8 protein-coding genes are annotated in these 11,763 nt (G+C 60.3%); all 8 read right to left on the bottom strand.

What is annotated here, in order from left to right:
* Positions 1 to 5: 5 nt before the first annotated feature.
* Positions 6 to 1,586: a type VI secretion system protein TssA gene (tssA, locus tag HWX31_RS22440; RefSeq protein ID WP_174964028.1), complete on the bottom strand. Its 1,581-nt coding sequence runs from the start codon at positions 1,584 to 1,586 to the stop codon at positions 6 to 8.
* A gap of 8 nt (positions 1,587 to 1,594) precedes the next feature.
* On the bottom strand, positions 1,595 to 5,305 hold the full coding sequence (locus HWX31_RS22435; RefSeq protein WP_174964029.1) for an ImcF-related family protein: 3,711 nt from the start codon (positions 5,303 to 5,305) through the stop codon (positions 1,595 to 1,597).
* Complete coding sequence (locus HWX31_RS22430; protein ID WP_174964030.1) at positions 5,302 to 6,582, bottom strand: hypothetical protein; 1,281 nt, start codon at positions 6,580 to 6,582, stop codon at positions 5,302 to 5,304. The genes HWX31_RS22435 and HWX31_RS22430 overlap by 4 nt, the downstream gene beginning before the upstream one ends.
* Before the next feature lie 3 nt (positions 6,583 to 6,585).
* On the bottom strand, positions 6,586 to 6,843 hold the full coding sequence (locus HWX31_RS22425; RefSeq protein WP_080401392.1) for a PAAR domain-containing protein: 258 nt from the start codon (positions 6,841 to 6,843) through the stop codon (positions 6,586 to 6,588).
* A gap of 63 nt (positions 6,844 to 6,906) precedes the next feature.
* A complete protein-coding gene (locus HWX31_RS22420) occupies positions 6,907 to 9,147 on the bottom strand; it encodes a DUF2235 domain-containing protein (protein ID WP_174964031.1) in 2,241 nt (746 codons plus the stop codon).
* Entirely contained in the window at positions 9,140 to 9,931 is a 792-nt protein-coding gene (locus HWX31_RS22415; protein ID WP_174964059.1) for a DUF3304 domain-containing protein, read from the bottom strand. The genes HWX31_RS22420 and HWX31_RS22415 overlap by 8 nt, the downstream gene beginning before the upstream one ends.
* Before the next feature lie 95 nt (positions 9,932 to 10,026).
* Positions 10,027 to 10,830 carry a DUF3304 domain-containing protein gene (locus HWX31_RS22410; RefSeq protein ID WP_341829965.1) on the bottom strand — a complete coding sequence of 268 codons (804 nt, stop codon included), beginning with the start codon at positions 10,828 to 10,830 and terminating at the stop codon, positions 10,027 to 10,029.
* A gap of 80 nt (positions 10,831 to 10,910) precedes the next feature.
* Complete coding sequence (locus HWX31_RS22405) at positions 10,911 to 11,702, bottom strand: DUF3304 domain-containing protein (RefSeq protein WP_174964061.1); 792 nt, start codon at positions 11,700 to 11,702, stop codon at positions 10,911 to 10,913.
* Between the last annotated feature and the right edge of the window lie 61 nt (positions 11,703 to 11,763).

Raw genomic sequence — 11,763 nt, 5'->3', positions numbered from 1 at the left:
ATACGTTACGAAAGAGTCAGCGCGCGGGCAGGATCGAGCACGGTCAGTTCGGCCTGCAATTCGACGATGCGGCGTGCGAGCGCCGGTTTGTCGGCATCCTTGCGGTTGCTCGTTGCCTTCAACGCCCGGACCAGCTGCTGCTTGACCTCGAAGACCAGCGCCGGCTCCCAGCGCGTCAGCGGCAGCGATCGGGACGACACGTCAAGTTCCGCAAGCAGCGCGAGCGCCGTATCAGGCCGGCCGGAATGATCGGCGAGGCGCGCCATCACGAGCCGCTGCAGGTAGCGATGGCGATCGGTCCTCATGCCAGGAAGCGCTTCAAGCCATGCGAAAGCAGCCTCGACACCTTCGCGCGCAGCCAGCTCGCGCGCCTGCGCCTCGATTTCCGGCCAGTCGCCTGCGGCATCGCCAACGCTTTCGGCCGACACCGGAAGCGGCGCAACGGCCTCGCCCGCGTCGAGGTCGCGCACGACGGCATGCCGCGCGATCCATTCGAGCGTTGTGTCGTCGGCGAACGGCGTGCCGTCGTTGAATGCCAGCCGCTCGATGTCGGGCAACCGTTCGAGGAACAGCGCGAAATCCGCCCGCAGCAACTCGCGCCAAGTGCTGTACGGCGCGCCGACGTGATCGAGCGCGACGTGCTGGAAGTACTGCAGGTCGAACCACAAGTGATTCACGCCCTCCATGAACGCACCCTCTACGCGTTCGAGCAGTTCGTGCCACTGCTTTTGCAGCATGAGCCGCTTCATCTGCTGGCGTAACTCGCTGCGCGGCGGCACGAGACGCGTCCGGCCCGCGACATCCGCCGGCGGAACCTCGTGCAGCGTGTCCCAGCGGACGCTGCGCACGAGTCGAACCGAGGGCAGATAGCCGTTTTCCTGATCGCGTAGCCACACCGCCATCCTGCGCGCCTGATCCAGCAGGTCGCGCGTCGACGCGATTGCGTCCGACGAAGCGTGAGACGTCGCAGTAGACGACGTCACCGGCTCCGGGGCCGTGTTCCGTGCGGATTCATCGTTGCGCGCGAACCGGGAAACGAGTGGCTGGAGGTTCGGGCGCGCGGCTTCAGGCCAGGTAGCCATGTCGGCCGACAACACATCGAGCGCGGCGAGCGCCCGCTCGAGATCGGCCGGCGCGAACGCGCCGCGGCTGTCGAGCAGATCGAGCATGCGCGTCGTCGCCAGCATCTCGAGTGCGCCCTTCTTCGCCTCGGCGCGAGCGGGCAGCATGGCCTCGCCGAATCGGTCGACGAGCGCGGCAGCCAATTCGAGTGCGTCCGCAAAACCGGCGGGCCCATCCTGCCTCAGCCGGGCGAACGCGTAGTAGCCGGCCAGGCGCAGATCCTTTCCGGTTTCCTTGATCAGCTGCTCGCAAGATCGGACGATCAGTCCGTCGTCAATGCCGGAGAGCTTTTGCGTTTCATCCCGCAGTTCGAAGAACGCGTCCTCGTAGCCGGGATCGCGACCGACGCCGGAGTCGCCCGCGAGTGGTTGCAGCCATGCATCCCACGCGTCGAGCCGCGCTTTTTTTAGGGAATCGTCGCGATTCCCGCCGACGAGCGTTTTGACAAAATTTGCAAGCGTCATGGGTGACCTCAATAAACCAATACGTCGCCCAACAGCCGCAACGCGTGTCCGAACGGCGTGGACAATGGCTCTGCCGACGCGGAAGTCGTCGTCAATGATGATGTTGCACGCGGCTGTGTGTTCTTCGGTGACGTCGCGTCCATGACAGCACCGCGCGCGGTTGGTTGAGCGATTTCCTTGGCTGCCGCGGCCGACGGCACGTTGCCCGATACCGCCAATCCGCCGGGAAGGCCCGGCGGTAACGGCACCGCAGCATGTTGCGCCGCCGCGATCGCCGACGGCGGCAGCGGCGGCGGATTGATAGCGGAGAGATTGGGACCGCCCGTTGCCGCCCCCGTCACGAATACCCGCTTCGGCAGTGAAAAATTGCGCAGCTGAAGCACGTCGAGAGGCCCGGCCCCCGCTTCGCTGCGTAGTTGAACCTTGAGCGGAATCCCCTGACTCGTGTCCGGCGTCCAGGTCAGCAAATAGCGCGCGTTATCCTGCTGCGACACCTTCGCACGCTCCAGCAGCCGGATCAGGCCGAACCGGCCCTGTGAATCGAGCGCGGTACGCAAGCCGCCCTGCTCGGTCTGCCATTCGATGTGCGACAGGTTTTCGAGCGACTGGCCCGGCCACTCGAACGGCACCCACTCCTGCTTCTGGTTGAAATAGTGCAGTTCGCGTCCGGACAGCACGAACTTCATGTCGGTAACGCCCGGCGTCTGCACGGCCTGCAACTCGTAACGCACGCGCGCGTCACCGGCCGGGAACAGCACGGTTGCGATGCGCGTGAGCTTGTTCAGTCCGGACAGGAACGCCGGATCGATCGTCAGCGCGCCGTGGTTCGCACCCTGCGCGACGACCCAGCGGTCGCCTTGCCGTTCGACGACGCCGGCGAGCTGGGTCGCCACGAATTGCGTGATCACGCCATTGTCCGGCCGCATGAAGCGCGCCATTTCAGGAAGCGATGCGTCGTTGTCGGAGTCCGCAAACGGATACCGGCCGCCGAACGTCTTGTTCCAGTCGGCCGCGATTGCGGTGCTCCAGATTTCGTTCAGACTCGACGCAGCCGGTCGCACGACAACCTGCCAGGCCTGATCGAACGGTGCGCGGAACAGCTCGCCGAAACCCGACCATTGCTCGCCGAGGCTCGCTGCCAGGCGGCTCGCATAGTCACGGCTGTCGGCAATGTCGGACGTTTTGCCCTGCAGAACTGATTGTGCGGCCAGCCGCGCCATCGCATCCGGATCAGCGTTCGAAACGATCTGGGATGCCTTGAGCCGCATGGCCGTCACCCGCTCGAGATAGCGGGCAAGACTCAGGTCGCCCGTTGCGGCCAACTGTACGGCCGCCTTGCCGGCGGCGGGCGTGACTGAAACCAGATCGCTGCCGGTCAAGCGCAGGATCGGCCCGAATGCGGCCGCCAGCGGCGCGAACTGAGGTTGGACCTGCTTCGACGGATCTTTCTCGTCGGCGCCGACGATTTGTTGAGCCTTGCTGATCAGGGTGTCCGACAAAGATTGCGCCGTCGCGCCCGCTCCGGCCTGGTAAATGATCGCGTTCATCAACGCGACGAGCGGCGAGCGTTGCGCGTCGCCCAGCAGCGTCAACTGATCGGCCGTCGCCGACAGCGTCGGCGCCTGTTGCCAGCGCAGGCTATTGAGGAACTGCCCCCAGGCCCGTGCGTAATCGTCGAAGTAGCGCTGGCGGAGTTCGGCTTTCAGCGTCGGCGGAGCCTGCTTGCCGGTTTTCGCGTCCGAGAGCACCCAATCGCCTGCCGCGTTGTGCTGCCCGCTCGCGTCGTCGATCGCCTTCGAAATCCGCTCATCCCACGCCGCGCGCGTAAACACGCCGGGAACGGTCGCCGTCGTATTGAACAGCCCCCGACTGGTCGTATCGCCTAGCAGCGTGGCGAGCGACACTGGCGGATACTTCGGCGTCGCGTCGTCGAGGATTTGTTGATAAACCGCGTCGGTCGAGTTCTGAATGCCACGCACACCGATGACCGTCTGGCGCGTTGAAGCGACGAGTCCGAGATCCGGAGTAATGGCAGGTAACTTACGTTGGCCCAGGTGATTGGCGAAGAATGCGATCGTCTGCCGGCGGAGGTCTTCCCAAGCGCCCGGCGATAACGGCGAGTCGTTCGGACGAGCGGGCGCGGCCGTCGCCACGAGTTCCGGCGTCAGGAAGGCGGCCATGGCGCGCTCGGGCTTGGCCAGCATCATGTAGGCCTTGAGCGTGTCGTAGGCGGCCTGTACCTGCGTATTACCGCCGCTGGCGATCTCGGCGTCCGACAATGACGCGAGTTGATGCAGGCGTTGTTCGAGCTTCTCGCGGATCGGCGTAACGAGGATGCGGTTCGCGGCCACGGTGTAGCTCGGCCATAGCGCGTCGAGCAGCGCGCCGTCGCGGTTCAGGCCGAAACGTGACGTCAAGGGTGCGCCGTCGCGCCGATGGATTTCCAGCGTATCGATCTGTCGATCAAGGCCGTCAAGCGCTTGCATGGCTTGCGTGCGGTTCTGCACGGTGGACAGTATTGCGACCGCGTCGGCCGCGCTTTCGATCGTTCCGCGGTTCACGAATCCGGACAGCATCGTGCCGGCCATCCAGCAGCCGATCAGCGCGGTGGTTGCCCAGGCGGCCGTGGTCGACAGTGAGAAGCCAACGCGGCGACCGTCAACCTTGCGGCTGTGCTCGGCGACGGTTTGCCAGATCGTTCGATGTTGAGGGGCGAGAGGCGGTTCGTCGTCGCTCGTCTCGCCGGACGACGGAGGCGCCAGCTCCCGCTCCTTGAACAACGGAGCGAACAGGAGGCCGTGGATTGCGTGTTTCCAGATACGGGATTGGGTGGTTTGCAGCACGAGATTCGAAAGCGCGCTGCGGATATTTTCAATATGCTGCGACAGTTCAGCGGGATAGCGGTCTTGTGTATTGTTGGCGAGGCGTACGACGCCTGCTTCGGCGAGGTTTCCGGAAAGCGCTTGCAGCGACTCGTCGATGTCGTCTGCGTTCACCTGCGCGTTCGACCAGGTGAAACCGGTGGCTTCGTCCGAATCCGGTGATGCGCCGCCGAAATCCGTGACATTGAGCAGATAGGCGGGCGCGGCCCAACGCAGGGCGCGCGCGTGGCGGGCGAGCCGCTGAGCAAGTTCGTCGGCGTCGAACGACCGGCCTGCAGAGCGGCGGTTACGCGTCACGGCTACGATCGCGTCGATCGGACGATGGCGACGCAGGCGGCGAATATGCTCAAGCCACTCGGTATCGAGCGTGTCGGACATTTGCCTTGCATACAGCAAAACCACGTCACCGGTGATCGCATAACCGGTTTCGACTATGCCCGGCGCCAGCCGCCTGACGAGAGGCTCGTCGCCGGCGATCAGCACCCACCGCTCGCGATAGCGCCATAACCAGCCATGGCGCTCGATCAACGCACGCTTGAGCTTCTCCGCTCGATCCCGCGCATCGCCAACTTGTTTGCCGCTCGAAGCGGAAAATGGGCTGTGGCCGCGGTCACGCAGCCATTGTTGAACCGCGCGCCACGCAACGGCAGCTCGCGACGAATCACTGTAGCTGAAGACAAGCAGCAGAATCACGAATGCAACGCACAGCGCGGCTATAGCCGGTCCACGCTCTGATGTAGACAGGCCAACCCATTGAGGCTGCTTCCAGATCAGCATCCCGGGTAGAGCGACAACGAGAATGGATCCGAAAAGATCGATTTTGAATTTCCGGTTCATGCCAATGCGCGCTCATTCTTTGATTCGCTGTCGATAGTCGTCACGGCGACGAACGTACGGTCTTCGAGACGTTGCGCTATCAACTGCGGTGTCGACGACTGTTGGGTTTGGTGCAACGCACAGGCCGCTGCGAGCCAACCGGATGAGGGGCCTGCGTGCCCTGCTGTCCGGTCCAGATCGAATTCCGGTATCGCGTCGTCGCGCTTCCTGCCTTGATCCACATGGCTTAGCGATGCATGCAGAGGCCCGATGGAGTCCCCATCAAATCCGCTTATCCAGAGTGCTCCCACGTCACTGAGATCAACGCTTCCCCAGCGAAGCGCATAAGTCAGGGCATGATCCAGATTCCCGTTAGCCGAGTTCAACGGCCTATGCAAAGCCGCGATGGATTGCAACTCGAATCGCGATACGACCGCGCCTGAAGTGAGCAACAATCCAACACCGGCCTCCGACATGCCGTCCACAGGCGGCTCGTCGATCACATTGCTCAGTGTCACGGATACGAGAAGCAACGCACTTCGGCTGAGTGGCCCATTCTCATCATCCAGCCATGCATCGATCGTCATCAGATCGAGCGCTATCGGCGCCCGGCTGGCATCGGCCGCCCGCAGTTTGCGACTCTTCCATTTCGTGCGCCAGAGCTCGACCGCATCGGCGTCTCCGGCGTAGCCTGATATATCGAGCAGCACACGCAGCGGCAGTTCCACCGGAAGTGCCGCAATCGATGCGCTCAGGTCGGCCAGCAAGCGGTCGTAAAGCCATTCGAGAACGATTGCCTGACGCTCCGGGTCATCCGCAGAAAGGCCCGCCTCGATAGGCTGGAACCAGCGCGCGGTGGTCGATTGGCTCTCCTCGTGATCGGATGCTTTTGCATCCAGCACCAAGGTTCCGTCGACGATATCTTCAACCTCGTTTTCCACGTCGCTTCCGGTTACGCGAATGGTGGCCCCCAGAACGAGTACCGGGACACTTTCCCTGGCGAAGGCAAGTTCCGCACATTGCTTGCACGCGGCATTCCAGGCCTGCGCAGCGAGACGCCGCCCCTCGTACATGCTGTAGGGCCGTGACACGACGAACGCCGCGAACCCTGCCGGATAGAGCGTGACGCTGATCCAGAACCACGGCGTACGTGTCGATTCCCCGGCCGGCCAAAGCAGCAGCACTGCAAACACGCCGAGCAAGGTCAGAACCAGGAAAACCACGGTCCACAGGAAGCGCGATGGCGGCTTGTCAGGAACCGGTTTTTCAGGCGGCAGCTTCGAGAAATCCAGCGCCATGGCTTAGCGGCGCCCGCTGTTCGGAAGCGAAGAAATCAGCCGGCAACCGCACTCGCACAAATCGTCGTGCTGGGCGACTTCTCGGCCGTCATCGAAGGCCCCCGAGGTCGCGGTTGCGATACGGTTGTCGCCGTGCCGAGGACAAGTCACCGGATCGTGCAGGCGAGCCACTGAACGGTTCATGAAAAATCGCGTGGCCGAGCCGGCCGTTACGGTGCCGCCACCGGTATGGCTATCGCCAACCCGAATGATGCCTGCCATGGATATCCCCCGAATAAAACCGGCATCGCCGCCGCGGTATGGCGACGAACGATAGAAGTGTGGTCAGAAGCGCGCCGGCAATCGGCTGCCGGGCGCCATCGCGTCGCTCATCTGCTTTACACGCTCTCCGTGCTTTTCGTCGCGCTTGCGCTTCTCCTCCTCGCCGACGTAATCGCTGCGTCCGAACGTGTCGATGGCGCGCGTCTGGAAATACAGGTTCGACGACAGCACGTGGTCGTGCCAGCTCGTCAGCATCGTGTCGTGAACCAGCAGGTCGAATAGCGCCATGACTTTGGGCGGCAACGGGTGCTTGCCGCTCACGCCCATCTTCCATGCCTGCAGCAGCGCTTCCTGCTCGGGCGTCATCATCATGGCCTCGATCATCGTGGCGCTGAGCTCCGGGGCGGCGTCCCAAGGCAATGAACCGTCTTGAGCCACCTTGCGCATGTATTCCGCCGATTTCTGCTGCGCGGATTGCCTGGATTCGCGCCGCATCAATTCTTCGGATTCCTCCTTGATACGCTCCCAGACACCTACGAATGGACGCGCTTTCTCGACACCTGCGTCGCGGCCGGCGAGCATCTCCGGCATCGTCGCGTTTTGCCAGCGCGCATAGGCCTTGCCAAGCGTCACGGCATCCACCGGCGGCCGCTGGTTGCGCAGTGCAAGATAGGCCGCCTCGGCGTCACGGCGCTCCTTCAGAAGCTCACGGTGCCGGGCGGCGAGCCCGTCGAAGTGACTCGTCACGGTTGAGCGGAACGCAGGAGACTGATAGCGAACCGCAATCCAGCGCAGGAATACCTGCATGTGCTCGACGAAATTCAGACGCGCGACGTAGGGAACGATCTGGCGGTATGCGCCGATCAGTTCCCAGATTTTGTAAGTTGCGTTGCCGTCGGAGATGGGGGTTGCAAGTGTGAATTTTGCGAACGTCCCACCCTTGAACTTGAACATGTCTTCCATCGTATCGACCACGACACCATGCGAGACCGCCTCGTTGAGCATGTCGCGCAGAACGACGCGTTGCAGTTCCGCACGTGCGCCAAGCGTTCCGGGTGGCGCCCCTCCGGTGATGTCTTCACTCGTTCCGGGATAGAGGTACTGAAGGCCACGCGTGTTCTCAAGACTGTCCAGCCGCTGGTAGAACCGCAGTTCATGAGCCGCGGCAAAATGCACGCACCGCTGCACCGAAGCCGGCACCGATAGATCGCGATCTCCATAGTTTTGCTTGAGCATGCCGAGAACAGGCACCATACCCAGTACCTTGTTTTCTTCCATCAACGAAGAAACGGCATCGAGCAACCCAAGGAACTTGATCTCGATCGGAACAGCCGTGTGATTGGGGTCTTTCGGGTCAACGAAGGCCAGCTTCGTGTCACTCGGGTGCTTGTATTTTCGAGTCAGTTCGTTTGCCAGCGCCCGAGCGAGAACGCAGCCGCGATCCGCGCCGAAGATGGATACCTGAATCCGCTGGATCTTCGGCATCTTCAGCTTGACGTCTTCGATCGCCTTTTCAAACTGGTTCATCGCGGCCGTCAATCGATCGTCGACACCTGTTCCCAATACACGCGCGATCGCACGATTGTCCCGGAACCAAGGCACCGAATCGACGACGACATTCAAGAACACCGACTTGGCGGCACCCCAGCCGATCGACAGTACGTTCTTCTTCGCGTCGTAGAGCATCGCGCGAGTCGCCGCGCGGCCACGCCGGAGCCAGCGATTGTCGCGCTGCAGGCGCAACACTCGACCGATATTGCGCGGCGCGGATTTAACCGAATCGACCAGATCGTGGAAGGACTGCACGACCGGGCGGAACGAAAATTCCGCAAATCCCTTCTTGACCGCATCCGTGATGGCGCGTTCCGGGTTGATGGGGAGCCGGTTCAGTCCGGTGACGTTCTTGCCGACGCTAGCCGCAGTCGCTCCTGCTGCCTTGACGCCTTCGTTTCCAAGTTTAAACATCGCAGAGACGATCAAGCCATCGGTGGCTTCCTTGTTCAGCTCCGTGCCGAGACCGGAGTAATAGAATGGGTACCAAAACTGATTCACCATCCGCTCTCGGCGCCGATCTTCGTTATCTCGATGAGCTTCCCAAAGCCGGCAGATGTTTGAGTATCGCGAAGTTGTCTTTTCATCGTAATCTCGATGACGACCAAACCCGTCGAAGAAGAAACCCATGTGTACAACAGCGCCACAAGGAATGCATGAGTCATTTGGATACGCTTTACGACTCTCTCCAATCGCAGCACGCACTTCCAGCGGAGTTTGATCCGCGGAGTCAAGGCGATTTTTGTCAGTCATGACGACCTTCCATCGTGGCATGCTCGAAACGATTACTTTTGATTTCCTGAACGACAGCGCTAGGAAGACTCTGCATCGCAGCGCCGAACGCGCCAGGTTTGCCCTTCGTCTCCTGCAAGATCCGCTGAACTGCCGGATGCTCATCAAACTTCGGATTGACGAGCCGCGTGAAGTACACGTACTGCTCAAGATCTGTCGTATCAGTCAGGCGGTACTTCAACCAACCCTGTGACGCAACGCGGGCCGTACGTCTAAACTCGACAGCCATGTCTTCATCATCCGGGGTGGTCACCTTTCCATATTTGGTTTGGAACCAGTGGTCTACTTTCGTGTAAGCGATCCTCGTTCCGCTCATGTCGTTTCGAAACTCGAACTCGATGTGATCGTCGGGATAGAAGTGCACGGCAAGCACGACTTCCCCGGCTCCGCCAGCGACCTTGGTCGGTGGAAACTTGACCTCGGTTGTCTTGTGGATCTTCTTGATTGGTGCGTAAGGGTCCTTCATGAACTCGTCCTGGTCATACACCTCCCAGTCGACTGTAAATTCCGTCCCTTTTAACTTGTAGCAACAACTCAACCGGCCCGCACCCGCGCTCGGAGGCAGATCCCCTCCACCACTTGCCCGATTGCCATATTTGTCGCGGATAGTGAACCCGCTCAGGTTGAACGGTGTGTAGTTGAGCCCCATGACGCTGATGCCACGGTAAGTCGGCTCAGACGAAAACGCGTCGCAACCGGCCAGCGTCAGCGCGGCGAACAACAAGATGACAAGCCGTTTAAGCATTGGTGGAATACTCCAAATTCTGGAAAACAATTCGATATCCCGGCTCCGTCTCGCGAGCCATACACGCCTGATCGTCGGAATCGGGTCGATCGAGATCAACCATGCTGTCCCTCAGTAGCCAAACGGTCGAAACGATTGCTTTTGACCTCGCGAATGGTCGCGTCCGGCAACTTTCCCATCGCCGATGCGAAGGCCCCCGGCTCTCTTTTGGTTTCCTGCAAGATGCGACGGATGTCAGGATGTTCGTCAAACATGGGATTGAGCAGGAAGAAATAGCAGTACTGCTGCAGATCTCCCGTGTTCGTGAATCCATACTTCAACCACCCTTGAGCGGCAAGCTTGGCCACACGCCTGAAGATGATCGCGTCATCCTCGTTTTTCGGATCGATCAGTTGCTTATGATTTTTCCGCAGCCAGTCCCACACTTCGTCGTATTCGATTCGAGTTCCACTCAGATCATTTCTAAACTCAAATTCGACATGATCGTCCGGATAGAAATGGACCGCCAGCACGACCTCTCCGGCCCCACCTGAGATTTTTGTCGGGGGCAGCTTGACCGATGAATTCTTCTTTATTTTCTTGATTGGATCATACGGATGATCCATAAACTTATCCTGGTCGTAAATTTCCCAGTCAACCGTAAAATCCGTTCCCCTCAACTTGTAACAGCAACTTAGACTTCCTTCCCCAGACCCGGGCGGAAGATCTCCCCCACCGCTCGCGGTGTTGCCGTACTGATCTCGAATTACAAATCTCGTGAGATTGAACGGCATGTAATTGAAGCCCTCGACGCTGAAGCCGCTATAGGTTGGCACCGATGACAAGGCGTCACAGCCCGCCAACGCAAATAGAACCAGCATCAAGGCAACTATCTTTTTAAGCATGGTCTGGATTTTCAATTTTCCAAGAAACTAATCGATGCGCGAAAAATCCCGCGCATCCAAGGCATCACCAATCGTCAAAATCGAGTTGATTCGGATCAGCCGTGCTTTCCCTCATTCGACACGCGATCAAGGCGATTGCTCTTGATTTCCTGTACAACGGCATCCGGCAAGCTTTGCATCGCAGCACCGAACGCGCCAGGTTTGCCGTTCGTCTCCTGCAAGACCCTCCGCACGGCTGGATGCTCATCGAACTTCGGATTGACGAGCAGCGTGAAATACACGTACTGCTCAAGGTCTGTCGTATCAGTCAGTCGGTACTTCAACCACCCCTGCGACGCAACGCGAGCAGTACGTCGATACGCCACTGCCTCATCATCATCATCCGGGTTGGCCGCTTTTCCATATTTGGTTTGAAACCAGTGGTCCACTTTCGTGTAAGCGATCCTCGTTCCGCTCATGTCGTTTCGAAACTCGAACTCGATGTGATCGTCGGGATAGAAGTGCACGGCAAGCACGACTTCCCCGGCTCCACCTGCGACTTTGGTCGGCGGGAACTTGACCTCGGTTGTCTTGTGGATCTTCTTGATTGGTGCGTATAGATCCTTGATGGCCTCATCAGCGTCGTAAACCTCCCAATCGACTGTAAATTCCGTCCCTTTTAACTTGTAGCAACAACTCAACCGGCCCGCACCCGCGCTCGGAGGCAGATCCCCTCCACCACTTGCCCGATTGCCATATTTGTCGCGGATAGTGAACCTGCTCAGGTTGAACGGTGTGTAGTTGAGCCCCATGACGCTGACGCCACGGTACGTCGGCTCGGATGAAAACGCATCGCAACCGGCCAGCGTCAGCGCGGCGAACAGCAAGATGACAAGCCGTTTAAGCATTGGTGAATACTCCAAATTCCGGAAAGCAATCCGACATCCCGGCTCCGTCTCGCGAGCCATA

It is taken from the genome of Burkholderia ubonensis (genome assembly GCF_902833085.1).
Classification (GTDB): Bacteria; Pseudomonadota; Gammaproteobacteria; order Burkholderiales; family Burkholderiaceae; genus Burkholderia; species Burkholderia ubonensis.
Note: the sequence above shows the minus strand (reverse complement) of the source record. Positions and strands in the feature narration are given on the sequence as shown.